Annotated in this window: 21 protein-coding genes and 1 tRNA gene; 14 read left to right on the top strand and 8 right to left on the bottom strand. The window is 69.8% G+C overall.

What is annotated here, in order from left to right; genetic code table 11:
- Nucleotides 1-91 precede the first annotated feature (91 nt).
- From eno to ACTWLI_RS01740, 9 genes are all read left to right on the top strand, one after another.
- The gene (eno, locus tag ACTWLI_RS01780; RefSeq protein WP_445155006.1) at nucleotides 92-1,372 is read left to right on the top strand and encodes a phosphopyruvate hydratase; all 1,281 of its coding nucleotides are present in this window, start codon (nucleotides 92-94) and stop codon (nucleotides 1,370-1,372) included.
- Between the two features lie 115 nt (nucleotides 1,373-1,487).
- On the top strand, nucleotides 1,488-2,240 hold the full coding sequence (locus tag ACTWLI_RS01775) for a septum formation initiator family protein (RefSeq protein ID WP_445155005.1): 753 nt from the start codon (nucleotides 1,488-1,490) through the stop codon (nucleotides 2,238-2,240).
- Between the two features lie 81 nt (nucleotides 2,241-2,321).
- Nucleotides 2,322-3,038, top strand: coding sequence for a DUF501 domain-containing protein (locus ACTWLI_RS01770; protein WP_445156095.1), 717 nt, complete (start codon nucleotides 2,322-2,324; stop codon nucleotides 3,036-3,038).
- Nucleotides 3,035-3,982: a Ppx/GppA phosphatase family protein gene (locus ACTWLI_RS01765; protein WP_445155004.1), complete on the top strand. Its 948-nt coding sequence runs from the start codon at nucleotides 3,035-3,037 to the stop codon at nucleotides 3,980-3,982. The genes ACTWLI_RS01770 and ACTWLI_RS01765 overlap by 4 nt, the downstream gene beginning before the upstream one ends.
- Before the next feature lie 153 nt (nucleotides 3,983-4,135).
- Complete coding sequence (locus ACTWLI_RS01760; RefSeq protein WP_445155003.1) at nucleotides 4,136-5,677, top strand: S8 family serine peptidase; 1,542 nt, start codon at nucleotides 4,136-4,138, stop codon at nucleotides 5,675-5,677.
- Between the two features lie 34 nt (nucleotides 5,678-5,711).
- Nucleotides 5,712-7,160 (top strand): NAD(P)/FAD-dependent oxidoreductase, encoded by a 1,449-nt coding sequence (locus ACTWLI_RS01755; RefSeq protein ID WP_445155002.1) that lies wholly within the window; start codon nucleotides 5,712-5,714, stop codon nucleotides 7,158-7,160.
- A gap of 88 nt (nucleotides 7,161-7,248) precedes the next feature.
- A complete protein-coding gene (locus tag ACTWLI_RS01750; protein WP_445155001.1) occupies nucleotides 7,249-8,223 on the top strand; it encodes an N-acetyltransferase in 975 nt (324 codons plus the stop codon).
- Between the two features lie 98 nt (nucleotides 8,224-8,321).
- A tRNA-Leu gene (locus ACTWLI_RS01745) sits at nucleotides 8,322-8,395 on the top strand.
- Between the two features lie 197 nt (nucleotides 8,396-8,592).
- Nucleotides 8,593-9,945, top strand: a complete 1,353-nt coding sequence (locus ACTWLI_RS01740; RefSeq protein WP_445155000.1) for an ABC transporter substrate-binding protein — start codon at nucleotides 8,593-8,595, stop codon at nucleotides 9,943-9,945.
- Between the two features lie 920 nt (nucleotides 9,946-10,865).
- On the opposite strand, the gene ACTWLI_RS01735 is transcribed toward ACTWLI_RS01740, so the two are convergent.
- The 4 genes from ACTWLI_RS01735 to ACTWLI_RS01720 are packed head-to-tail and all read right to left on the bottom strand — an operon-like array spanning nucleotide 10,866 to nucleotide 15,003.
- A complete protein-coding gene (locus ACTWLI_RS01735) occupies nucleotides 10,866-11,639 on the bottom strand; it encodes an ABC transporter ATP-binding protein (protein WP_445154999.1) in 774 nt (257 codons plus the stop codon).
- The gene (locus tag ACTWLI_RS01730; protein WP_445154998.1) at nucleotides 11,636-12,745 is read right to left on the bottom strand and encodes an ABC transporter ATP-binding protein; all 1,110 of its coding nucleotides are present in this window, start codon (nucleotides 12,743-12,745) and stop codon (nucleotides 11,636-11,638) included. Before ACTWLI_RS01730 ends, ACTWLI_RS01735 begins: the two co-directional genes overlap by 4 nt.
- A complete protein-coding gene (locus ACTWLI_RS01725; RefSeq protein ID WP_445154997.1) occupies nucleotides 12,742-13,710 on the bottom strand; it encodes a branched-chain amino acid ABC transporter permease in 969 nt (322 codons plus the stop codon). Before ACTWLI_RS01725 ends, ACTWLI_RS01730 begins: the two co-directional genes overlap by 4 nt.
- Nucleotides 13,711-13,719: 9 nt before the next feature.
- Nucleotides 13,720-15,003, bottom strand: a complete 1,284-nt coding sequence (locus tag ACTWLI_RS01720; RefSeq protein WP_445156094.1) for a branched-chain amino acid ABC transporter permease — start codon at nucleotides 15,001-15,003, stop codon at nucleotides 13,720-13,722.
- 529 nt (nucleotides 15,004-15,532) lie between these two features.
- Between ACTWLI_RS01720 and ACTWLI_RS01715 the strand changes: the two genes are divergently transcribed.
- The gene (locus ACTWLI_RS01715) at nucleotides 15,533-16,444 is read left to right on the top strand and encodes a Bax inhibitor-1/YccA family protein (RefSeq protein ID WP_445154996.1); all 912 of its coding nucleotides are present in this window, start codon (nucleotides 15,533-15,535) and stop codon (nucleotides 16,442-16,444) included.
- Between the two features lie 105 nt (nucleotides 16,445-16,549).
- On the opposite strand, the gene ACTWLI_RS01710 is transcribed toward ACTWLI_RS01715, so the two are convergent.
- The 3 genes from ACTWLI_RS01710 to galT all read right to left on the bottom strand — a co-directional run bounded on the left by ACTWLI_RS01710 (nucleotide 16,550) and on the right by galT (nucleotide 20,180).
- The gene (locus ACTWLI_RS01710) at nucleotides 16,550-17,785 is read right to left on the bottom strand and encodes an acetyl-CoA C-acetyltransferase (RefSeq protein WP_445154995.1); all 1,236 of its coding nucleotides are present in this window, start codon (nucleotides 17,783-17,785) and stop codon (nucleotides 16,550-16,552) included.
- Between the two features lie 86 nt (nucleotides 17,786-17,871).
- Entirely contained in the window at nucleotides 17,872-19,032 is a 1,161-nt protein-coding gene (gene galK, locus ACTWLI_RS01705; protein ID WP_445154994.1) for a galactokinase, read from the bottom strand.
- A complete protein-coding gene (gene galT, locus ACTWLI_RS01700; RefSeq protein WP_445154993.1) occupies nucleotides 19,029-20,180 on the bottom strand; it encodes a galactose-1-phosphate uridylyltransferase in 1,152 nt (383 codons plus the stop codon). The genes galK and galT overlap by 4 nt, the downstream gene beginning before the upstream one ends.
- 78 nt (nucleotides 20,181-20,258) lie before the next feature.
- Between galT and ACTWLI_RS01695 the strand changes: the two genes are divergently transcribed.
- From ACTWLI_RS01695 to ACTWLI_RS01680, 4 genes are all read left to right on the top strand, one after another.
- Complete coding sequence (locus tag ACTWLI_RS01695; protein ID WP_445154992.1) at nucleotides 20,259-21,263, top strand: aldose 1-epimerase family protein; 1,005 nt, start codon at nucleotides 20,259-20,261, stop codon at nucleotides 21,261-21,263.
- A gap of 203 nt (nucleotides 21,264-21,466) precedes the next feature.
- Nucleotides 21,467-22,720 carry an AI-2E family transporter gene (locus ACTWLI_RS01690; protein ID WP_445156093.1) on the top strand — a complete coding sequence of 418 codons (1,254 nt, stop codon included), beginning with the start codon at nucleotides 21,467-21,469 and terminating at the stop codon, nucleotides 22,718-22,720.
- 12 nt (nucleotides 22,721-22,732) lie between these two features.
- Nucleotides 22,733-23,971 carry a threonine ammonia-lyase gene (ilvA, locus tag ACTWLI_RS01685; protein ID WP_445154991.1) on the top strand — a complete coding sequence of 413 codons (1,239 nt, stop codon included), beginning with the start codon at nucleotides 22,733-22,735 and terminating at the stop codon, nucleotides 23,969-23,971.
- Between the two features lie 10 nt (nucleotides 23,972-23,981).
- A complete protein-coding gene (locus ACTWLI_RS01680; RefSeq protein ID WP_445154990.1) occupies nucleotides 23,982-24,596 on the top strand; it encodes a rhomboid family intramembrane serine protease in 615 nt (204 codons plus the stop codon).
- 51 nt (nucleotides 24,597-24,647) lie between these two features.
- Here ACTWLI_RS01680 and greA read toward each other — a convergent pair whose 3' ends face one another.
- Nucleotides 24,648-25,142, bottom strand: a complete 495-nt coding sequence (gene greA / locus ACTWLI_RS01675) for a transcription elongation factor GreA (protein ID WP_445154989.1) — start codon at nucleotides 25,140-25,142, stop codon at nucleotides 24,648-24,650.
- Nucleotides 25,143-25,262: the final 120 nt, after the last annotated feature.

Genomic DNA, 25,262 nt, shown 5'->3' with positions numbered 1-25,262 from the left:
GCCGACGAGGACGTCGGTTTTAGCTTGATCCACCGCTTACTTCCCAGCTGTCAGAATCCCAGCAGACCGCTTCACCCAAAGGAGCATATTCATGGCGCTTATCGATGCCATCCACGCCCGCGAAATCCTCGATTCCCGCGGCAACCCCACCGTAGAAGTTGAAGTCCTGCTCTCGGACGGCCAGATCGGCCGCGCGGCAGTTCCCTCCGGCGCGTCCACCGGCGAGCACGAAGCCGTGGAACTCCGTGACGGCGACAAGGGCCGCTACCTCGGCAAGGGCGTCCAGAAGGCCGTCGACGCCGTCATCGACCAGATCGCCCCGGCCCTGATCGGCTTCGACGCCACCGACCAGCGCAGCATCGACCAGGCCATGATCGACTTGGACGGCACTGCCAACAAGAGCAAGCTCGGCGCCAACGCCATCCTGGGCGTCTCGCTGGCCGTCGCCAACGCCGCGGCCGCCTCCGCGGACCTCCCGCTCTACAAGTACCTGGGTGGTCCGAACGCGCACGTCCTGCCGGTGCCGCTGATGAACATCCTCAACGGCGGCTCGCACGCCGACTCCGACGTCGACATCCAGGAATTCATGGTTGTCCCGCTCGGCGCCGAGACCTTCTCCGAAGGCCTGCGCTGGGGCGTGGAGGTCTACCACGCGCTCAAGGCCGTGCTGCAGTCCAAGGGCCTGGCCACCGGCCTCGGCGACGAGGGCGGCTTCGCCCCGAACCTGCCCTCCAACCGCGCGGCCCTGGACCTGATCCAGGAAGCGATCAAGAACGCCGGCTACACCCCGGGCAAGGACGTGGCCCTGGCCCTGGACGTCGCCTCCTCCGAGTTCTTCAAGGACGGCGCCTACCAGTTCGAGGGCAAGTCCCTGAGCTCCGCCGAGATGAGCGCCTACTACGCCGAACTCGTCGCAGACTACCCGCTGGTCTCCATCGAGGACCCGCTGGACGAGAACGACTGGGACGGCTGGAAGACCCTGACCGACACGATCGGTGACAAGGTCCAGATCGTGGGCGATGACCTGTTCGTCACGAACCCGGAGCGCCTGCAGACCGGCATCGACGCCAAGACCGCCAACTCGTTGCTGGTCAAGGTCAACCAGATCGGTTCCCTGACCGAAACGCTCGACGCCGTGTCCCTGGCCCAGCGCAACGGGTACACCACCATCACCTCGCACCGCTCCGGCGAGACCGAGGACACCACCATCGCCGACATCGCCGTGGCCACCAACGCCGGCCAGATCAAGACCGGCGCCCCGGCCCGTTCCGAGCGCGTCGCCAAGTACAACCAGCTGCTGCGCATCGAAGAGGAACTCGACGACGCCGCACGCTACGCCGGGCGCAGCGCGTTCCCGCGTTTCAAGGGCTAGTACCCGCGAAAACCCGGAACCGGTGGCTATGGTGGAAGAACCATGGCCACCGGTTCTCTTTTTTGGCCGGCTCTCTTTTTGGCCGGTCCTTTTTTGGTCAGTTTGAAGGAGTGACATGGCAACCCGTCGTCCCAAGGTCCCCCGGGCCGCTGCCGGGACCCCGAAGGCTGCTGACGCCCAGCACGCTGACCCCGCCGACGGCGGCGACGTGATCCGCGCCGATTTCGGCGCCCCGCGGCACGCCCCCGGTGCGGCCGGCCCCGCCCCGCGCCCCGGCCATGACGGCGGCCCCCGTGGTGCCGAACCAGTCGCCCCCGGCATCCGGATGCCCGGCCGGCCTGCCGCCGGCCCGCACGGAGCTGCCCGCGCGGGCACAGCCACCACCGCCCCCGGGGCGTCCGGAACCGCCCCCGGCCCCCGCGCCGGCACAGCCACCGCAGCCCCGGCGGAACCCGGGACCGCCGACGGGCTGGACCCGGTCCCGGCCAAAGCGTTCTCCGGACGGCTGCTGGCCCTTGGCCTGGTCATGATCGCCATCACCATCATGCTGGCCCCCACGGTCCGGATTTTCCTCGAGAAACGGGCCGAGATCGCCGAGCTCCAGGCCGACATCGAGGCCCGGCAGGCCCGGCAGACGGACCTGAAACGGCAGGTCTCGCGCTGGCAGGACCCCAACTACGTCAAGCAGCAGGCGCGCGACCGGATTAACATGGTTATGCCCGGCGAGACCGGCTACTGGGTTTACGGCAGCGATCTGCCCGCCGCCACCTCCGGTGCCGGCGCCGCGGCCGGCTCAGCACAGGACCCGGCCAACCTGCCGTGGGTGGATTCCCTCTGGGAGTCCATCCGGCGGTCGGCCACAGACTAGGAGCGGCGCCCGCCGCCGGACTGCCGCGACCCGGCAGTCCCAACAGGGCAGGAAGGTGCCGCGCCAGTGGACGAGAACCGAATGGACGATCCCCGTACCGGGACCCCCGCCGAGGCGGGGTCCGGCCCGACAACAGGGGAGTCCCGCCAGCCGTCGGCCCGCGACCTCGACGTGCTCAGCCGCCAGTTGGGCCGGCCGGTGCGCGACGTCGTCGAAATTCCGGCCCGCTGCGTCTGCGGCAACCCCCTGGTCGCGGCCACCTCGCCGCGGCTGAGCAACGGCACGCCGTTTCCCACCACCTACTACCTGACCCATCCGGTCATCACCTCCGCGGTCTCGCGGCTGGAAGCGGACGGGCTGATGAACGCGATGAACGACCGGCTCGGCGCGGACACGGCGCTGGCGGCGGACTACCGCGCCGCCCACGAGGCCTACCTGCAGGCCCGCGCCGAGATCGGCGCCCGCGCCGGCGTCGGGGCCGTCCCTGAAATCGATGGCATCTCCGCCGGCGGAATGCCGTCCCGGGTCAAGTGCCTGCACGTGCTCGTCGGCCATTCCCTTGCCGCCGGCCCGGGCGTTAACCCGCTCGGCGACGAGGCCATCGCCGGCATCAGCGAATGGTGGACCCGCGACCGCTGCTACTGTGACGGCGCCTGGGACACCGCCGGGGAGGCCCCCTCGCGGGACCTGAGCCGGCACGGCCCGCAGGGGCTGCCGGAGATCGTCGGCCGGCCCGCGCCGGTCCGGAAGAACCGCGCCGCCGACGGCGCAGCCGGCACCGACGGGAGCGGCCAGTGACCCGCGTGGCCGCGATCGACTGCGGCACCAACTCCATCCGCCTGCTCATTGCCGACGTCGACGCCGGCGGGGACCGCCCGAAGCTCACGGACATCGTGCGCCAGATGCGGGTGGTCCGCCTGGGCCAGGGCGTCGACGCCACCGGCGAGTTCGCCCCGGAGGCCCTGGACCGCACCCTGGCGGCCACGGCGGACTACGCCGAGCTGATTCGTCGGCACGGCGCCGAGCGGGTGCGCTTCGTCGCGACCTCCGCCACCCGGGATGCCAGCAACCGTCAGGTCTTCATCGACGGCGTCCGCGAGCTGCTCGGCGTCGAGCCAGAGGTGATCAGCGGCGATGAGGAAGCGGCCCTCTCCTTCGCCGGGGCCAGCAGCGTGCTGCCCTCCCGTGGCAAGGACCCGGTGCTCGTCGTGGACCTCGGCGGCGGCAGCACCGAATTCGTGCTCGGCGACGCGGACGGCGTGATCGCCGCGAAGTCGGTCGACGTCGGCTGCGTCCGGATGACCGAACGGCACCTCAGGACGGACCCGCCGACGGCGGAGCAGATCACCGCCGCCGAGGCCGACGTCGACGCCGCGATCGGCGAGGCCGCGCAGACGGTCCCGCTCGAGCGCGCCACCGCCGTCGTCGGCGTCGCAGGCTCCGTCACCACCATCACCGCCCACGCCCTGGGTCTGGACGAATACTCCGCCGCGGCCATCCACGGCACCGAACTGGACCTCGCCACCGCCCGGGCGGCCTGCACCTCACTGCTGCACCTGAGCCGGGACGAACGGGCCGCGCTGCCCTACATGCATCCCGGCCGGGTGGACGTCATCGGTGCCGGCGGGCTCGTCTGGCGGCGGGTGCTGGAGCGCCTGGCCCACGTCACGCAGGGCCGCATCGCGACCGCCGTGACGAGCGAACACGATATTCTTGACGGGATTGCCCTGAGCATCAGCTGACCTTGCGCCCGCACCGGGCGTCTCCGGCGCCGCATCCCGGCGCCACGGGAGGACCCCGTCGGCACTGTCCTGCCAGGGGCCTGCCGGCACGACGCACCCGGCCCCCGGCCGCCTGCCGACCGCCCCCCACGCCATACCGCCGATTGGACCCGAATGACCAGAGCAACAGCCCGGTACCGCCGGACCGCCTCCGCGCTGATGGCCCTCGCCCTGGCCGGCGCCGGCGTGGCGGGCTCCCTGCCCGCCGCGCCCGCCGCCCATGCGGACAGCACCCGGGACAAGGAATACTGGCTTGCCGGATCCGGCATCAAGAAAGCCTGGGAGGTGTCCAAGGGCGCCAACGTCAAGGTCGCCGTCATCGACAGCGGCGTGGACGGCAAACACCCCGACCTCAAGGGCGTGGTCTCCGGCGGCACCGACGTCTCCGGCGCCGGGGCCGCGAACGGGCAGAAAAGCATCGGCGCGACCCCGGAGCACGGCACCTTGGTCGCCACCATGCTGGCCGGCCGCGGCCACCAGCCGAAGAAGTCCAAGTCCAAGTCCGACGCCGGCCCTGACGGGATCATCGGCGTCGCGCCCGAGGCCCAGATCCTCTCCGTCTCCACGTGGCTGGGCTCGACCAACCCGGGCGGCAAAAGCGACCTGGACCAGATTCCCGAGGCGGTCCGCTGGGCCGTGGACAACGGGGCCAAGGTCATCAACATCTCGCTCGGCAGCACCTCCCCGGAATGGCCGCAAAGCTGGGACGCGGCGTTCCTGTACGCCGAGCAGAAGGACGTGGTGATTGTCTGCGCGGCCGGCAACCGGCTGGGCGGAAACATCCAGGTCGGGGCTCCTGCCACCATCCCGGGCGTGCTGACGGTCGCCGGCCTGAACCGCAAGGGCGTGGCGAGCATCGACTCCTCCTCCCAGGGCATCAGCATCGGCGTTGCCGCGCCGGCCGAGGACCTGGTCGGCGGCCTGCCCGGCGGCGGCTACGCGGAGTGGGCCGGCACCTCCGGGGCCACCCCGATCGTGGCCGGCGTCGCGGCCCTGATCCGGTCCAAGTGGCCGGACATGCCCGCGAGCCAGGTCATCAACCGCATCGTCAGCACCGCCAAGGATGCCGGCGCCCCCGGCAAGGACCCGCTGTACGGCTACGGCGTGCTTAACGCGGAGGCCGCACTGAAGGACGACGTGCCCGAAACCAAGGCCAACCCGCTGGGGACGATCTCGGACTGGATCCGCGTCCACCGCCGCGGCAACCCGGTCGGCAGCCCCGCCGCCCCCGCCCCCGCGCCCTCCAGCGCGGCCCCCACCCTGCCCGAGCCCACTGTGCCGGTGGCGCAGGCTCCCTCCCCGGCCGACAGCGCCGTCCCGGCCATGGTCGTCCTCGGTTTCGGTGCCCTGTTTGTCTGCATCATCGCCGGCGCCGCCATCCAGCTCCGGCGGGTGGTCCGTGGGACCGCGGGCCCGGCCGGCGGCACCGACAGCGCGGAGGCGGGCCCGGCCGGCGACCCGGAGCCCGGCCCGGTTGGCAGCCCGGAACCCGGTCCTGCGGCAGGCGGCACGGACAGTCGGGAACCCGGCCCTGCGGTAGGCGGCACGGACAGCCGGGAACCCGGCCCTGGGGTAGGCGGCACGGACAGCCCGCAACCCGGCCCTGCGGCCGGGGACACGACTGTTACGGCGAAAAGTCCTACGCCGGGCAGTTAGTGAAGGTTTTCACAAACTGCGGTATTCTGGAGCCATGGCATCCACTCCTCAGCTCCAGGACCGTCCCAGGGTACTCGTCGTCGGCGGCGGGTACGTCGGCCTGTACGTAGCCCTCAAACTGCAGAAGAAGATCGCTAACGCCGGTGGCATCGTCACCGTCGTTGATCCGCTGCCCTACATGACCTACCAGCCCTTCCTCCCCGAGGTGGCCGGCGGCAACATCGAGGCACGCCACGCCGTCGTCTCGCACCGCCAGCACCTCAAGCAGACCGAACTGATCCAGGGCCGCGTCCTCTCGATCGACCACGAGAACCGCAAGGCTGTCGTCGCCCCGACCGACGGCGGCGAGAACTTCGAGATTCCCTACTTCGACGTCGTCCTGGCAGCCGGCGCCATCACCCGCACCTTCCCGATCAAGGGCCTCGCGGACAAGGGCATCGGCCTGAAGACCATCGAGGAAGCCGTCGCGCTGCGCAACAGCGTGCTGGAACGCATCGAAGCCGGTTCTCTGATGACCGATCCGGCCGAGCGCGCCCGCGCCCTGACGTTCGTCGTCGTCGGCGGCGGCTTCGCCGGCATCGAGTGCATCACCGAAATGGAAGACCTGGCCCGCGCCGCGGTCAAGAACAACCCGCGCGTCACGCAGGAGGAAGTCCGCTTCGTCCTGGTCGAGGCGATGGGCCGGATCATGCCTGAGGTCACCGCGCAGCAGGCCGAATGGGTGGTGGAACACCTGCGCAGCCGCGGCATCGAGGTGCTGCTGAACACCTCGCTGGACAGCGCCGAGGGCTCCCTGAAGCTCATCAACCTGCCGGACAAGACCCCGGCGCAGGAATTCGAGTCCGACACCCTGGTCTGGACTGCCGGCGTGCAGGCCAACCCGATGGTGCGCTCCACCGACTTCCCGCTCGAGCCGCGCGGCCGCGTCCGGGTCCTCCCGGACCTGCGGATCTCCGGCGACGAGGGCATCGTCGAGAACGCCTGGGCCGCCGGTGACATTGCCGCCGTTCCGGACCTCTCCGGCGGCGGACTGCCCGACGGCACCTGCGTCCCGAACGCCCAGCACGCGCTGCGCCAGGCCAAGCGCCTTGCCAAGAACCTGTGGGCCTCCCGCTGGGACAAGGAACTCAAGGACTACAAGCACAAGAACCTGGGCGCCGTCGCCGGCTTCGGCGAATGGAAGGGCGTCGCGAACATCAACCTGCTCGGACGCATCGGCCTCAAGGGCCCGCTGGCCTGGCTCGCACACCGCGGCTACCACGGCCTCGCCATGCCGACCGTCGAGCGCAAGATCCGCGTCATCACCGGCTGGTTCTGGCAGCTCTTCCTGGGCCGCGACACCACCCAGCTGATGGACCTGGACAACCCCCGCGGAGCCTTCGTGGCCGCGGCCACCCCGGCCCCGAAGCCCGCCGTGGCTCCCGAGGCCGCCAAGCCCTCCGAGGCTCCCGCCAAGGAACCGGTCAAGGCGAACGCCAAGTAGCACCCTGCACCACCGACGACGGCGGTCGTTCCCTTCGGGGAGCGGCCGCCGTCGTCGTTGGCCCGGACCTCACGCCTAGACTGGGGCCATGACTGGCGCTGAAAAGGACCTGAACACCCTGCTGGCGGCGATGCGGCCGACGATCCGCGAGGGCGAGTACGTCTACGCCGTCTGGCCGGACGGCAAGCCGCTGGCCGGGCACATCGCCGCCGCCGTCCGGGAGGCCGAGGGGCTGACGGTGGTGCTGCCGCGGGCCGACGCCGACGCCCTGGGCCTGCACTACGACTATGTGGCGGCCTGGATTACCCTGCAGGTCCATTCGGCGCTGGAAGCCGTTGGACTGACGGCCGCCGTCAGCGCCGCCCTTGCCGAGGCGAAAATCAGCTGCAACGTTCTCGCCGGGTTCCATCACGACCATTTGCTGGTGCCGGTGGCCGACGCCGCGCGCGCCGTGGAGGCGCTGCACGAACTGTCCGACCGCAGCCGGGCCGCCAACGGCGCCGGGCAGCCTGCCGCGCCCCGCCTGGTGCTGCGGAGCGAAGACCCGGCGGACCGGGCGGAGCTCCTGGCCCTCACGGCGGCGGCCTTCGCGATCTCGCCGGTGACCGGCGAGCGGGTCGAGGGGGAGCCGGAGGAGGTGGACCTGCTGCGCCGGCTCTTCGACTGCCCGGAGTACCTGCCGGAGTTCAGCATCGTCGCGGAGCTCGACGGCGAGCTGGTGGGGCATGTGATCAGCACCCGCGGCCGGGCGGGGGAGCTGGAACTGCTGGGGCTCGGCCCGATCGGCGTGCTGCCGAGGCTGCAACGGCACGGCATCGGCTCGGCCCTGATGAAAGAGACCATCGACCGGGCGAACGCCGCGGGGGAGCGCGGCATCGCCCTGCTGGGCAGCCCCGACTACTACGCCCGGTTCGGCTTCGTTCCCTCCACCTCGCTCGGCGTCCAGGCTCCCGACGCGGCCTGGGGTGAGCACTTCCAGATCCTGCCGCTCGCGCTCTGGCCCGGCGGCGCGAGCGGGGTCTTCCAGTACGCGCAGCCCTTCGACGGCCCGCCGTCGGCCTGACGACGTCGGCCCCGCCCACGCGGGGCTGTCCCCGTCGGCCGCGCGCCTGCGGCGGAAGCACCGCCGGCGCCGCAGGCCCGGGATACCATTGACCGGGCGCCCCAGTAGCCCAATTGGCAGAGGCAGCGGACTTAAAATCCGCGTGTTCAGGGTTCGAGTCCCTGCTGGGGCACAATTTTTCCGGCACTTCAGGCTGCCCGGATCCGGAGGCCCCGGGTCCTCGATTTCCTCTATGCAACGAGTGTTATAAGGATGTGACCCTAGTCACTTATGTTCGGCCTGAAATTGCATTAGCTTGAATCTAAATCAGGAACACCTGATCTTTCGCATCAAAGGCCGTTCGCACCTTTAGATCGAGGAGACTTCTCTATGACTTCAGTCCCCCAGGTGGCGCCGCGCATTGCTAAGCTCACAGCGCTCAGCATCGGCGTCGCCCTTCTGGCTACGGCTTGTGGCGGTTCGTCCAACACGCCGTCGGCAACCGGTTCGGCATCCGCCCAGGCCGCAGGCATCGCCTGCCCCGCCCCGAGCGCAACCGGCGGTGCCACCAGCTCGGCCAGCGCCGAGGGCTCCGTGCCCGCATCCTCGACCACGACGGACACTCCGCTCAAGATTGGCTCGCTGCTGCCGACCACCGGCTCCCTTGCCTTCCTCGGGCCGCCGGAAATCGCTGGCGTTAACCTCGGCATCAAGGAAGTCAACGACGCCGGCGGCGTCCTCGGAAAGCCTGTCCAGGTCATCCACCGCGACTCCGGCGATACCAAGACCGACATCGCCACCCAGTCCACCACCGCGCTGCTCGGCCAGGGCGTGAGTGCCATCATCGGTGCCGCATCCTCGGGCGTTTCGAAGACCGTGATCAACCAGATCACCGGTGCCGGTGTCATCCAGTTCTCGCCGGCCAACACCTCGCCGGACTTCACCTCGTGGGACGACAAGGGCCTCTACTGGCGCACCGCCCCCTCGGATGTCCTGCAGGGCAAGGTCCTCGGCAACTACATGGCCACCTGTGGCGCCCAGACCGTTGGCATGATCGTACTGAACGACGCTTACGGCACGGGCCTGGCCAAGAACGTGAAGTCGGCCGTTGAAGCCGCCGGCGGCAAGGTTGTCGCGGAGGAGCTCTTCAACGAAGGCGACTCCCAGTTCAGCAGCCAGGTGGACAAGGTCCTCGCGGCCAAGCCGGACGCGATCGCCCTGATCACCTTCGACCAGGCCAAGAGCATCGTTCCGCTGATGACCGGCAAGGGCATCAAGCCCACGCAGATCTTCATGGTGGACGGCAACATGTCCGACTACAGCAAGGACTTCAAGGCCGGCACCCTGAAGGGCGCCCAGGGCACCATCCCGGGCACCTTCGCGAAGGACGACTTCAAGAAGAAGCTGCTCGCCATCGATCCGGCGCTGAAGGATTACAGCTACGCCGGTGAGTCCTACGACGCCGTCAACCTGATCTCGCTGGCTGCCGAAGCGGCCAAGAGCACCAAGGGCGCCGACATCGCCAAGCAGCTCAAGGCGGTTTCCGAGGGTGGCGAGAAGTGCAACAACTTCGCCTCCTGCGTCACCCTGCTCCGCAACGGCAAGGACATCGACTACGACGGCCAGTCCGGCCCCGTAACGTTCTCCGACGCCGGTGACCCGACGGAAGCCTACATTGGCATCTACGAGTACCAGGATGACAACAGCTACAAGCCCGTCAAGGAAGAGTTCGGCAAGCTCTAAGCCCGCCTAGCTTCCAGACAGCAAGAGACCCCCGTCCGGCCGGACGGGGGTCTCTTTGCGTCCGGCCCAGGGGAGCACCGGCCGTGCGGGGGCTGGGGGATCTGTACCGTGTCCTGCGCGGCGGATCCGGATCCTCGCAGTGGTTTCGGACCAGGGCTACCTGGGCCCGAGGTGCGCCGGTCCGAAACCGGCGCGGAAACGAGAGGAGGGGGTGCTCGCGGGGCTCCGGCGGGGCGGGGCGGTTGGACCTGCACGCAGCCGCAGGAAGGCACCGCCGGGCACCTGGAGGCTAGGGTCCCGGATTCTCGCGGCGGTTCCGGACCAGGGCTACCTGGGCCCGAGGTGCGCTCGTCCGAAACCGGCGCGGAAACGAGAGGAGGGGGTGCTCGCGAGGCTCCGGCGGGGCGGGGCTGCAGAAAGCCCGCACGCAGCCGCAGGAGGCGCCGCCGGGCACCTGGAGGCTAGGGTCCCGGATTCTCGCTGCGGTTTCGGACCAGGGCTACCTGGGTCCGGGATGCGCCGGTCCGAAACCGGCGCGGAAACGAGGGGAGCGGGCGCTGGTGGGGCTCTAGGGGGCGGGGCGGTGGGCCCGCACGCAGCCGCAGGAGGGCTCCGCCAGCCGCGTGGGGGCTAGGGAAATGGATTCTCGCGGCGGTTCCGGACCAGGGCTCCGCGGGCCCGGGGTGCGCTCGTCCGAAACCGGCGCGGCAACGTGGCTCAGAAGGAAGGGCGACGGAGGCAGGCTCTGGCGAAAGCGCCGTTGTTGCGCGAGGAACGAGCGCAGGCGCCGAGCAAGTGGCTGCGGAGGGGCCCGGACGGCACACGAGGACCGCACACGCGCCGGGCATGCAGAATGGCCGCCACCGGTGGTGACGGCCCTTCGAAGCGCACGACGCGGTCGTCCGGCCCGGAGGCCTGGCCTACTCGACCGTGTCGGCCAAGGTGCCCAGGTAGAGCTGGATGACCTTGGGATCCTTCATCAGTTCCCGGCCGGTACCCGTGTACGCGTCCTTGCCCTGGTCCAGGACATAGCCGCGGTCACAGATCTGCAAGCAGCGCCGGGCGTTCTGCTCGACCATGATCACCGAGACGCCGGCCCGGTTGATCTCGTGCACCCGCAGAAAGGTCTCGTCCTGCTTGACGGGGGAGAGGCCTGCGGAGGGCTCGTCGAGCAGCAGCACGGCGGGGTCCATCATCAGCGCCCGGCCCATGGCAACCATCTGGCGCTCGCCGCCGGAGAGCGATCCGGCCCGCTGCGCCCTGCGCTTGGCCAGCTCCGGGAACAGCCCGGCGACGAAGTCGAACCGCTCGGCGAAGGCCTTGGGCCGCTGGAACATGCCCATCTGGAGGTTTTCCTCGATGGTCAGCGCCGCGAAGACGTTGTTCGTCTGCGGGACGAAGCCGACGCCCTTGGTCACCAGCTTGTTCGCCTTCAGCCCGGTGATGTCCTGGCCGCGGACCACGACGGACCCGGAGTGGACCTTGACCAAACCGAACATGGCCTTGAGCAGGGTCGACTTGCCGGCGCCGTTGGGGCCGATGATGCCGATCAGCTCACCCTTGCGGGCCTCGATGCTGCAGCCGTTGAGGATGTTGACGCCCGGAAGGTACCCGGCCACCAGGTCGGTGACCTTGACGACCGAATCGCCGTCGTAGGCATTTTTCGCGGCCGGGGCCGCACTGGTGGCGCTCATTCGGTGTCCTTCACTGTCCGGGGCGGCTGTTCGCCGCTCGTGGGCTCCTCGGCGCTGTGCCGCCCGTGTGCCGTGCCAGGCGCGGCGCCGGACCCGGTCTCGGCCTCGGCGGCCAGGACGTCGGAGGAGATGATGCCGGCGCTCTCGGTACCGACGATCGATTCGTCGTCGGCTTCGAGTTCGGCGGCGAGCTCCTTGATGCCCTCGGAATCGCCCAGGTCCACGTCGTGGTGGGCGCCGAGGTAGGCGTCGATCACGGCAGGGTTCTTCATGACGTCTGCCGGCGGCCCTTCGGCCACGATCTTGCCCTCGGCCATCACCACAACCCAGTCGGCGATGTGGCGGACCATGTGCATGTCGTGTTCGACGAACAACACGGTCATGCCCTCGGCCTTGAGGTTCTTGATGTGGTCCAGCAGGGACTGGGTCAGCGCCGGGTTGACGCCTGCCATCGGTTCGTCGAGCATGACGAGCTTCGGGCGGACCATCAGCGAGCGGGCCATCTCCAGGAGTTTGCGCTGGCCGCCGGAGAGGGACGCGGCGTAGTCGTCCTTCTTGGCGTCGAGCTTGAACTTCTGCAGCAGCACGTTGGCTTCTTCGGTGATCTTCTTTTCCTGGCCGCCCCAGATGCCCTTGAACAAGGCCTTGTAGAGCTTCTCGCCGGCCTGGTTGGACGCGCCGAGGCGCATGTTTTCCATCACCGTCAGCTTGCCCATGACCTTGGTCAGCTGGAAGGTGCGCACCATGCCCATCCGGGCCACCTTGTAGGAGGAGACGCCGGCCAGGCTGTTGCCCTCGAACTGCCACTTGCCCGTGTTCGGGGTGTCGAAGCCGGTCAGCAGGTTGAACAGGGTAGTCTTGCCGGCACCGTTCGGCCCGATCAGGGCGGTGATCTTGTGCCGGGGGATTTCCAGGTATTCGACGTCGACGGCGTTGATGCCGCCGAAGCTGCGGGTGACGTTCTCCGCCACCACGATCGGATCCCGCTTCTTGCATCCGGGCGCAATCTCACCGGCGGCAATCGGACGGGTGTCCGTCATGTAGTCGATGGTTTCGGCGCCGGTGCTCCCGGCGCCCGTCTGGGGTGTTTCGCTGTGCATGCTCATGCGAACGCCAGCTCCTTCTTATTGCCGAAGACGCCCTGGGGCCTGAAGATCATCAGCAGCATCAGTGCGATGCCGACCAGGATGTAGCGCAGCTGGCCGGCCTGGACCGTGTTCAGCCACGTGACGGCTCCCGATTCGATCAGGCCGTAGAGCACGCCCTGGGTGAGGGAGAGGACCACCCAGAAGATCATCGCCCCGACGACGGGCCCGAGCACGGTGCCGAGGCCGCCGAGCAGCAGGCAGGTGTAGAGGAAGAAGGTCAGCTCCGTGCCGTAGTTGGCCGGCTGCACCGCACCGCGGGGGAGGGTGAAGACCATCCCGGCCAGGGCACCGAGCACGCCGCCGATGACCAGGGCCTGCATCTTGTAGGAGTAGACGTTCTTGCCCAGCGAACGCACCGCGTTCTCGTCCTCGCGGATGCCCTTCAGCACCCGGCCCCAGGGGCTGCGCATCAGGAGCCAGACGAGCAGGCAGCAGACGACGACGAGGGCCCAGCCGACCACGCGGATGAAGAAGTCGCGGTTGTTCATGCCGAAGTAGTCCCCGTTCGGGAACGGGTTCATGGCGTAGAAGTCGCCCTCGAACGCGGCCAGGCCGTTGGCCGAGCCGGTGACCGAGGTCAGCTGGTTGGTGGTGACGATGTAGCGGACGATTTCCGCGGCCGCGATCGTGACGATGGCCAGGTAGTCCGCCCGGAGCCGGAGTGTCGGGATGCCGAGCAGCAGGGCGAAGATTGCCGAGCAGACGACGGCGATGAGCAGGCCCACGAAGAACGGCACGTGGAAGGTCAGGGTGGAAATGGCGAAGCCGTAGGCACCGACCGCCATGAAGCCGGCCTGGCCGAAATTCAGCAGGCCCGAGTAGCCGAAGTGCACCGCGAGGCCGAGCGCGGCAAGCGCGTACGCCGCCGTCGTCGGGCTGAGCAGTTCACCGGCAGCGCTGGAAAGGATGAATCCGAAGTCCATATTTGTCTCCTAACCCACGCGCTCGCGGCGGCCCAGGATGCCCTGGGGCCGGAACAAGAGGACAACGATCATGATGAACAGTGCTCCCACGTACTTGAGGTCGGCGGCGAGGCCGAAGACGGTGGTCAGCTCCACGAAGATGCCGACGATGATGGAACCGAACAGGGCGCCCCAGACCGTGCCGAGGCCGCCGAGGGTCACGCCGGCGAAGATGAGCAGCAGGATCTGCGAACCCATATCGAACGTGACACCGGGCCGGTAGTACGCCCACAGGATGCCGCCGAGGGAGGCGAGCATGCCGCCGGTGACCCAGACGATGCGGATCACCGAGTCGACGTCGATGCCGGAGGCAGCCGCCAGGGCCGGGTTGTCGGCGACCGCGCGGGTGGCCTTGCCCAGCCGGGTCTTGAGCAGGATGACGCCGAGCACCGCGATGACGACGAGGCTGATCAGCAGGGACCACAGGTTGTTCGGCGAGATCGAGACCGGGCCGATCTGGATTTCAGCGCTCTGCGCGTAGGGCAGCTGCTGGGTGGCGCCGCCGAAGTAGAACTGGATGACATACCGGACGGCGAGGGCGAGGCCGATGCTGACAATCATCATCGGGACCAGGCCGGTGCCGCGGCGCCGCAGCGGCTTCCACAGCCCGGCGTCCTGGGCGTAGCCGAAGAGGCCGCCGCCGAGCAGTGCCAGCAGGATGGCCAGCCAGAAGGGCAGGTTCATCGCGTTGAACGCAAAGACCAGGACGGCGCCGAGGGTGACCATCTCGCCGTGGGCGAAGTTGGTCAGGCCGGTGGTGCCGAAGATCAGCGACAGGCCGACCGAGGCCAGCGCCAGGAGCAGGCCGAAGCTCAGGCCCGCCACGAGGCGGTTGAGCAGGTTCTGGCCGAAGTCCTGCTCCTGGACGACGATGCCCTTGCCGAAAGCGAAGATCACCGAGAGGTTGGAGGTCTGGCTGAAGGTGACCTTGCGGGGGTTCTCCTGGCCGTCGGCCAGCTTGATTCCCTCGGGGAGGGTGTTGACGTCCAGCTCGACCTCGTAGGTGCCCTGCGTTGGGACACCGATGGTCCAGGAGCCGTTGGCACCCGATTTGGTCGTTCCGGTGAAGTCTCCGCTCTTGGCGGTGATGGTGACATCGGCGAGCGGAGCGCGGTCATCGCCGCGGAGGAAGCCGCTGATGCTGTTCTGGAACGTGGTGCTCGACGGGGATGGTGTCGGCGCGGGGGTCGCGGCCTGGGATGCCGGGGCGACAATGAGCAGAAGGGCGGCCACGGCGGCGAAGACGGCCCCCACAGCTTTCAACAATCTGCCCCGCCTCTGCGACAGGCCTCTCGGTGTGCTTCTCAAATTGAAAACCTCCACATGGGGGTGGTGCGGGTTGCTCCATTGCAACCGCTGCGAACGGTGAGGTGACGGGCGGGCCGCGAGGCTGTGATGTCCGTCACCCTGTGGCCCAATGCTACAGGCCGGAGGAGGTGAAAAAGACCGCTCTCGACGGCGGAAACATCGCGATCCCGTAACAACCGTGAAGCGCGGCCGTCGCAGAGGTTTAGCAGTACTTAAGAAAACTTTTGTTGTTCCGGCGGCCTTCTAAACAGTCCAGCGGTCCTGCGCCCCGCCGCTTGCGCGCAGTGCCTCGGGCCGCGGTGGCCGAGGCTTCGGGCTCCCGGGCGCGCGCCCGGCGGGCGGGAGGTCACGGTTGGGTTGCGGCCCCGCGGCCGGGGAACTATCCCTGCCCGCCGGACGTGGAAGTTGGTAGCGTGGGTCTTATCGATCCGCATGACCGATCATCACTTACCCCCTTACTTGGAGGACACCAGCAATGGCACTAGGCGGAAACCCGATCTTCAACGGAAAGAACTTCCGTGGAGCCACCCAGGCGCCGCCGGCCCCGCCAGCACACTACGGCCAGGGCCAGTACGGCTACGGCCAGGCGCCCTACGGCCAGCAGCCGTACGGCCAGGCCGGTTGGAACCCCGCGCAGCAGGCCATGAGCAGCGACCAGCTGCAGGACATGTACAACCGCCCAGCCGCCGGTCCGGCCGACACCGGCCGGATGACCTTCGACGACGTCATCATGAAGACCGCGGCCTGCCTCGGTGCCGTGATCGCCGGCGCAGCCGTCACCCTCGTGGTGGCACAGGGCCTGGCCTCCATGCTGATGATTGTCGGTGCCCTGGGCGGCTTCGTGCTGGCCATGGTCAACACCTTCAAGAAGCAGCCCTCGCCGGCCCTGATCCTGGCTTACGCTGCCCTCGAGGGACTCTTCCTTGGCGGCCTGACCCGGATCCTCGACGGCATGTTCCCCGGCGTCGGACTGCAGGCCGTGATCGGCACGCTCTCGGTCTTCGCCGTGACCCTGGTGCTGTTCAAGAGCGGCAAGGTCCGGGCCACCCCGAAGGCCATGCGCTTCTTCATGATCGCGCTGATCGGCTACGCCGTCTTTGCCCTGATCAACATGGTGATGATGTGGACCGGCGCGGTCGACTCCCCGTTCGGCCTGCGCACCAGCTTCGAGATCTTCGGGATCCCGCTGGGTGTCTTCATCGGCCTGCTCGCGATCGGTCTGGCTGCCTTCTCGCTGATCATGGACTTCACCAGCATCGAGGCCGGCGTCCGCGCCGGCGCCCCGCAGCGCTTCTCCTGGACCGCGGCGTTCGGCCTGACGGTCACCCTGGTGTGGCTCTACGTGGAGATCATCCGCCTGCTCGCCATCCTGCGCGGCGACGACTAAAAGCCCCGGCCTGAGCGCCGGGCAGTACCACCACGGCGGGCCCCGCCGGACCGAACTCGATTCGGCCGGCGGGGCCCGCCGCTGTGTCTGCGGTCCGCGCCCCGTTCAGGCGAGCCGCTCCAGCACCAGCGCCATGCCCTGGCCGCCGCCGACGCACAGCGTGGCCAGGCCCAGGTTGCCGTCGCGTTCGCGCAGCCCGTTCAGCAGCGTGGTGGTCATCCGTGCGCCGGTCATGCCGAAGGGGTGCCCCAGGGCGATGGCGCCGCCGTGGACGTTCAGCCGGTCCGGGTCGATCCCCAGTTCCCGGGCGCTGGCCAGCACCTGCACCGCGAACGCCTCATTCAGTTCCACCAGGTCGATGTCGCCGATGGACAGCCCCGCGGTCTTCAGGGCGCGGCGGGTCGCCTCGACGGGGCCCATGCCCATCAGTTCGGGGGAGAGGGCACTGACGCCGGAGGAGACGACCCGGGCCAGGGGCTGCAGCCCGAGTTCCTTGGCGCGGGTGTCACTCATGACGACGAGGGCGGCCGCTCCGTCGTTAAGCGGGCAGGCGTTGCCCGCCGTGACGGTCCCCTCGCCGCGGAAAACCGGCTGCAGGGCCTCCACCGCCTCAAGGCTCACGCCCGCCCGCGGCGAGTCGTCCCGGTCTATCACCGTTCCGTCGCGGCGCGTGTAGGGGGTGATTTCGCGGGCGTAGAAGCCCGAGGCGATCGCCGCCTCGGCCCGGTTCTGGCTCTGCACCGCCCAGGCGTCCTGTTCGGCGCGGCTGACCCCGTAGCTGGTGGCGACGTTCTCCGCGGTCTGCCCCATGGAGATGTAGATGTCCGGCATCCGTCCGCCCAGCCGGGGGTCGGTCCACGGGGTGTTGGACGCGGCCCGGGCCGCCGTCCGCTTCCCGGCCGCCTCGAACAGCGGATTGTGGGTGCCTGCGTCGGTCTCCCCGGCTCCGGCCCAGTCGCGGTAGCGGGACACGGCCTCGACGCCGGCGGCGACGAAGGCCGATCCCTCGCCGGCTTTGATGGCGTGGAACGCCATCCGGAGTGTCTGCAGGCTGGAGGCGCAAAAGCGGTTGATGGTCGCGGCGGGCACGTTGTCGAGCCCGGCGAGGATCGTCACGACCCGGGCCATGTTGGAGCCGGCCTCGCCGCTGGGTTCGGCGCAGCCCAGGTACAGGTCGTCGAGGCCGCGTCCGGCGTCGTTTGGGTCGAACCCGGGCAGCTTCGCCAGGGCGGCGGTGACCATGGCGGCAGCAAGGTCGTCGGGCCGTTCGTCCTTCAAGGACCCTTTGAAGGCGCGGCCGATGGGGCTTCGGGCAGTGGCGACAATGACAGCTTCCGGCATGCGGCCCAGCCTACTCCCGGCCGGCGGACCGGGGACCGGATGGTCGGCGGCCCGGGCGACGCACGGGAAGGCGGCCGGCGGTCCGGTCAGGCCAGCCGGCGCGCGCCGGCCGCGGGACGGACCGGGAACACTGTGGGGGCGCCGAAGCCGGCGTGCGCGAACGCCCGGCCGACGTCGGCCCGTACCCGCTGCTCGTCCTCCGCCGGCACGAGGGCGATCGCGGAGCCGCCGAAGCCGCCGCCGGTCATCCGGGCCCCGATCGCGCCCGCGGCGCGCGCCGTGTCGACCGCGAGGTCCAGTTCGGGACAGGAAATCTCGAAGTCGTCCCGCATCGAGGCGTGCGAGGCGTCCAGCAGCGCGCCGATCGCCCGCGGCCCGGCGTGTTCGAGCCGCTCCACGGCCTGCAGTACCCGGGCGTTCTCGGTCACGACGTGCCGGACCCGGCGGAAGGTCTCCGCATCCAGCAGCCCGGCCGCCTCCGGCAGGTCGGAGAGGGCCACGTCGCGCAGCGCCCGGACGCCCAGCACGTCCGCTCCCAGCTCGCACGAGGTCCGCCGGGCCGCGTACCCGCCGCCGGCGTGCGAATGGGTCACGCCGGTGTCGATCACCAGCAGCACCAGCCCCGCGGCCCCGGCGTCGAAGGGCACCAGCCGGGCGCTTTGGTCCCGGCAGTCCAGGAACACGGCCCGGCCCTCGGCGCCCCGGAGCGAAGCGGACTGGTCCATGATGCCGGTGGGGGCGCCGACGAACTCGTTCTCCGCGCGCTGCGTGGCCAGCACCAGGTCGGCGGTTCCAAGGCTGGCCGCGGTGAGGTTGTTGAGGGCCAGGGCGACGGCGCACTCGATGGCGTGCGACGAGGACAGCCCGGCGCCCCGGGGCACGTCCGAGTCGAGCAGCAGGTCCAGGCCGGGGACCGCCACGCCGCGCTGCTGCAGGGCCCACATGACGCCGAGCGGATATTTGGTCCAGCCCTTGGCCGTGGCCGGATCCAGCGCCGCGGCATCCGCCGTCGTCAGGCCCTGGTTGCCGAAGGTGGAGAGCATCCGCACGGTGGAATCGGTCCGGAGCCGGACCGCCACCCGGGCTGCCCGGTCGATCGCGAACGGCAGCACGAAGCCCTCGTTGTAGTCGGTGTGTTCGCCGATCAGGTTGACCCGGCCTGGGGCCTGCCAGAGGCCGTCGGGGGCGGCGCCGAAGGTCGCTTCGAACCGTGACCGCAACTCGGCGGTGCCCAGGGGAGTGTTCATGCGGTGCTGCCTTCCGTGCCGGCGGAGGAGGTGTCCGCGCCCGCGGCGCGCAGCCGGGCCGCGACGGCCTCCGGGGTGGTGTCGTTGATGAAGGCCCCCATGGCGGCTTCGGAGCCGGCCAGGTATTTCAGTTTGTCCGCAGCGCGGCGGGGTGAGGTCAGCTGCAGGTGCAGGTGGCCGGCGGCGCGGGCCCCAGCGTCCAGCGGGGCCTGTTGCCAGGCGGCAATGTATGGCGTCGGCGTGGGGTACAGGGCGTCCAGTCGGCGCAGCAGCGCCAGGTACAGCACGGCCAGTTCGTCCCGTTCGCCACCGTCGAGCGCGGCAAGGTCCGGGACCTGCCGGTGCGGCACAAGGTGGACCTCCAGCGGCCAGCGCGCGGCGAAGGGCACGTAGGCGCTAAAGTGCCGTCCCTCCAGTACCATCCGGCTGCCGTCCCGGCTCTCCGCGCGCAGCAGCGAACCGGTGAGCGTCTCCCGGCCGCCGGTGGCGTCGTAGTGCCGCTGCGCCACAGCCGACAACACGGCGGCCCGCGGCGGAACGTAGGGGTAGGCGTAAATCTGGCCGTGCGGGTGGTGGAGCGTGACGCCGATGTCCGCGCCGCGGTTCTCGAACGGGAACACCTGGCGGACCCCGGGCAGCGCGCTGAGCGCGGCGGTGCGGGCCGCCCACGCCTCCACCACCGTGCGGGCCCGCGCTTCGCCGAGGCCGGCGAAGGATCCGGTGTGCTCCGGGGTAAAGCTGATGACCTCGCAGCGGCCACAGGCGGGCGTGCTGGTTCCCCAGCCTGTCTGCTCCGGGAGGTGTCCGACGTCGGGCCCGAGGGACGGGAAGCGGTTCTCGAACACCGCCACGTCGTAGTCCGGGGCCGGGATTTCCGAGGGGCGCTCCGGGGTGCTGGGGCAAAGCGGGCACTCGGCCGCGGGCGGCAGGTGGGTGCGGGCCTGGCGGTGCGGGGCGATGGCCACCCATTCGCCGGTGAGCGCATCGAAGCGCAGCTCCCCGGCGCCGCCGCGGGCTTCCGGTGCCCGGCGGTCCGGGACCTCCCGGGGGTCGGGGAGTGCGGGACCGCCGGTCCTGCCCGCGTCGGCGAAGTAGAAGAGCTCCCGGCCATCGGCGAGGGTGACGGGGGTGATGCTGTCGGCGCGCATGCCATCATTCGATCAGACTTCGGAGGAATCCGGTAAAGCCCCGCGTGTAAACGTACGCGGTTCGGTACCGTGGTGCCCATGGACTCCACCGCCGACCCGGCCGCGCCCGCTACCGCCCCCGATTCCAATGCCCCCGCCCCCGATTCCAACGCCCCCGCCACCGACGCTTCCGCCCGGCGCTACGCGACCGGCCGGCAATACGAGCTGCGCCGCGGCGACGCGCTCGCCGTCGTGACCGAACTGGCCGCCGGCCTGCGGCTCTACACCCGGGCCGGGACCCAGCTGACGGAGACATACGCGGACGCGGAGATCGCCCCCGGCGCCGCCGGCATCACCCTCGCGCCCTGGGCGAACCGGGTGGAGGACGGCGTCTGGACCCTCAACGGGAAGCAGCAGCAGCTGGACATCACCGAAGTGGGGCGGAACAACGCCAGCCACGGCCTGCTAAGGAACTCTCCCTACGAACTGGTGGACGAGTCCGAATTCTCGGTGACCCTGGAGGCGGCGGTCTTCCCGCAGCACGGCTACCCGTTCCTGCTCCGGCACCGGGTGCGGTACACGCTCGGGGAGGACCTGGGCCTGACCGTCCGGCAGACGCTGGTCAACGACTCCCAGGAGCCGGCGCCGTTCGTCCTCGGCGCGCACCCCTACCTGCGCCTTGGCGAGGTCCCGAGCGAGGACCTCACCCTGACCGTCAGCGGACGGACCCGGCTGGTGACGGACGGGCGGCTGATTCCCCGCGGCACCGAGCCGGCCGACGGCGACTTCGACCTGCGGGCCGGCCGCCGGGTGGGCAGAATGCCCCTGGACTGCGCCTACACGGACCTGGACTTCGACGGCGGGACGGCCCGCAGCACGCTGCGCGCGGACGACGGCCGCAGCGTGAGCCTCTGGCAGGACAGCTCCTGCGGCTACCTCCACGTCTTCGTGACGGACAAGTTCCCCGGCAGGGCCACGGCGGTGGCCCTGGAACCGATGACCGGGCCAGCGAACGCCTTCAACAGCGGCGACGGCCTGCGCTGGCTGCCGGCCGGGGAGTCGTTCAGTATGGAGTGGGGAATTACAGCCGAGCTGGGCAGCTAGGCACCGCAGGTACGGCACCCCAGCTAAGGCACCCCGCGGCCGCTGTTCCCGTCACCCGCGGGCCGTGTCCGTTTCCTTTCCCAGCCGCACTGCGGAATTATGGGGCTATGACGCCAGCTGAGGACGCCGCCAACCGACCCGATTCCGCGCTGCCCGGCTTCGCCGCCCCGGAACTTTCCGCCCCCGCCGCCGCTGCCACCGCCATGCCCGGCGGGGAGGCCGCCGCGGACGTCCCGGCCGCCGCGCCGGGTGCCGTACCGGCAGCGGGCCCCCGGCGGGTCCGCAGCGACCGGGACCTGGACGAGGACATCCCCTACGGCGTCCGGATCGCGGCGTCGTGGGCGTGGCGGATCGGCCTGATCCTGCTCGTCACCGGGGCGCTGATCTGGCTGCTGAGCAAGATCAGTTTCCTGATCATCCCGGTGATGGTCGCGGCGCTGCTGGCCGGGCTGCTCAGCCCCGTCACACGCTGGCTGCGCAGGCACCGGGTTCCCAACGGCGCGGCAGTGGCGATTACCCTGCTGGGCTTTATCGGCTTGATCGGCGGCGCGCTGGCCCTCGTGGGCCGGCAGCTCTTCACCGGATTCGGCGAGCTCTGGGGCCAGGCACTGGCCGGCGTCCAGCAGATCCAGACCTGGCTGGCCGAGGGCCCGCTGCACCTCACGGCAGCCCAGATCGACACCTACATCCAGGACGCCACCGCAGCGCTGCAGAAAAACAGCAGCAGCATCCTCAGCGGGGCCCTGACCTTCGGCAGCACCGCCGGCCACTTCGCCGCCGGACTCCTGATTGCCCTGTTCGTCACCATCTTCTTCCTGCTCGAAGGCGAGCGGATCTGGAAGTTCCTGGTCCGGCTGATGCCGCGCAAGGCACGGCCCGCCGTCAACGGCGCCGGCCGGCGCGGCTGGACCTCGATGGTCAGCTACACCCGCATCCAGCTGTTCGTCGCGTTCGTGGATGCCCTCGGCATCGGCGTCGGCGCCGCGATCATCGGCGTCCCGCTCGCCCTGCCGCTCGGTGTGCTGGTCTTCATCGGCTCGTTCATTCCCCTCGTCGGCGCGCTCGTGACCGGCGCCATCGCGGTGCTGCTGGCACTGGTGGCCAACGGCCTCGTCAACGCGCTGATCATGGTAGGCATCGTGCTGCTTGTCCAGCAGCTGGAGGGCCACATCCTGCAGCCCCTGGTCATGGGCAAGGCGGTGTCGCTCCACCCGGTGGCCGTCATCCTGTCCGTGGCCGCCGGTTCCTACCTTGCCGGAATCCCGGGGGCCCTGTTCTCGGTCCCGATCCTCGCCGTAGCAAACTCGGCCATTCGCTACATTGCGGGCAGAACGTGGGAACATGATGAAGAGCTGGCAGCCGCAAGCACGCAGGGAGCCCCTGCGCGTGCCGGCGCCGGTGAGGACCCGGGCGCCAGGGAGGTCCACCTTCCGGGCGCCGACGCCGGAACCCCCTAAGGAGATTAGTTCGTGAATACCCCCGAGAGCCTGCCCGTCACGCTGGACGATGTCCTGGAGGCGCAGAAGCTGCTCGACGGGATTATTACGCGCACCCCGGTGGAGTCCTCCCGGGCCCTCGGCGGCCTGGTGGGCGGCGAGGTCTACTTCAAATGCGAGAACCTGCAGCGCGCCGGCTCCTTCAAGGTCCGCGGCGCCTACGTCCGGATGGCCAAGCTCTCCGAGGCGGAGAAAAAGCGCGGCGTTGTCGCGGCCTCGGCCGGCAACCACGCCCAGGGCGTGGCCGTCGCGGCGAAGGCCCTCGGCATCAAGGCCCGGATCTACATGCCGCTCGGGGTGGCGCTGCCCAAGCTCGCCGCCACCCGCAGCCACGGCGCCGAGGTGGTGCTGCACGGCCACAACGTGGACGAAGCGCTCGCCGAGGCCAAGCGCTACGCGGATGAGACCGGCGCGGTGTTCGTACACCCGTTCGACGACGTCGACGTCGTCGCCGGCCAGGGCACCGTCGGTCTGGAGATCCTCGAACAGGTACCGCACGTGGACACCATCCTGATGGGCGTCGGCGGCGGCGGGCTGCTGGCCGGCGTCGCCGTGGCCGTGAAGGCGCGGGCCAAGGAACTCGGCCGGGAGATCCGGATCATCGGCGTGCAGGCCGAAAACGCCGCCGCCTACCCGCCCTCGCTCGCGGCGGACGCCCTCGTGCCGCTCAAGCGCGTCTCCACCATGGCCGACGGCATCGCCGTCGGCCGGCCGGGGCAGCTGCCGTTCAGCATCATCCGCGAACTTGTCGACGACGTCGTCACGGTCAGCGAGGACGCCCTGGCCCGGGCCCTGATCTTCCTGCTGGAACGGGCGAAGATGGTCGTCGAACCCGCCGGCGCCGTGGGCGTCGCGGCGCTGATGGAAGGCAAGATCGAAAACCCCGGCACCACCGCCATCGTGCTCTCCGGCGGCAACATCGACCCGATGCTGATGCTCAAGGTCATCCAGCGCGGCCTCTCCGCCGCCGGACGCTACATGACCGTGCGGATGATGCTGGACGACCGGCCCGGCTCGCTCGCGACCATCGCCCGGATCATCGCCGAAAACGACGCCAACGTCACCGGGCTGGACCACACCCGGGTGGGCGGCTCCATCAGCATGGGCGACGTCTCCATCACCGTCAACCTCGAAACCAAGGGCCACGAACACTGCGAGCAGGTCCTGGGCGCGCTCCGGGCCGAGGGCTTCCAGCCGATCGTGGTGCACTAGGGGAGTCACGGTGCTGCAGGCGTCCGGCGGGCAGCGGCGGGTCACGGCCGCGGCCCGGGCGCGGCAGGGCCTGCTGGTGGTGGGGTCCTTCGTGCTGCTGCTCTACGCCATCGAGTTCCTCAACACCCTGCTGTTCCACTCGCTCAACGGCACCTTCGGGCTGCGTCCCCGCTCGGCCGACGGGCTGCTGGATATCCTGACGTTTCCGCTGCTGCACGCAAACCTGGCCCATCTGGCCTCGAACACCCTGCCGCTGATCATCTTCGGCTTCCTGGTGTTCCTCTCCGGCGTCCGGGTTTTCGCCACGGCGCTGGCCGCCAGCTGGCTGGGGTCGGGGGCCGCGGTGTGGCTGATCGGCGGCTACAACGTCACGGTCGGTGCATCCGGGCTGGTTTTCGGCCTGTTCGCGTTCCTGCTGGTGCGCGGCTTCGTCAACCGCCACTGGGGCCAGATCCTGCTCTCGGTGGTGCTGTTCCTGGCCTACGGCGGGATTCTGTTCGGTGTGCTGCCGACCGTGGCCGGCTACGTCTCCTGGCAGGCCCACCTGGGCGGTGCCGCGGGCGGCGTCGCCGCCGCCCTGCTGCTGGGCCGGCGCCGGCCGCGGCCGGCCGGGGAGGGCGGTTAAACGCCGACGCCGGCCCGCCGCGGAAGCGGGGGCCGGCGTCGTGGCTGGCAGTTAGCCGGCGTACGGCTTGGCGGAGATGATCTCCACCGCGATGTCCTTGCCGTTCGGGGCGGTGTAGCTGAGCTTGTCGCCCTCCTTGTGGCCGACGATCGCGGACCCCAGCGGGGACTTTTCGCTGAAGACGTCCAGGTCCGAGTCGCCGGCGATCTCGCGGGAGCCCAGCAGGAAGCGTTCCTCGTCACCGGCAATCCGGGCGACCACGAGCATGCCCGGCTCGACGATGCCGTCGTCGGCAGGCGCCTCGCCCACGTGCGCGTCGCGGAGCAGTTCGGTCAGCTGGCGGATGCGGGCCTCGATCTTGCCCTGCTCCTCCTTGGCGGCGTGGTAGCCGCCGTTCTCCTTGAGGTCGCCTTCCTGGCGGGCAGCTTCGATCTTCTGAACGATGTCTGCACGCCCGGCGCCGGAGAGGTGGTCCAGCTCTGCCTTCAGGCGGTCAAAAGCTTCCTGGGTAAGCCAAGCTGCAGTTGCGCTGTTGGTGGTCGACACGGACTTCTCCTTTTGATGGTCAAACAAGCTGGTCAAACAAGCAAAGACCCCGCCACGGTGGCCACTTATGGATCTCAGTAACCAGCTCAGCGGGGTAGAGGTAATTCATCCATTGTAGTC

Source organism: Arthrobacter sp. Hor0625 (genome assembly GCF_052567525.1).
Note: the sequence above shows the minus strand (reverse complement) of the source record. Positions and strands in the feature narration are given on the sequence as shown.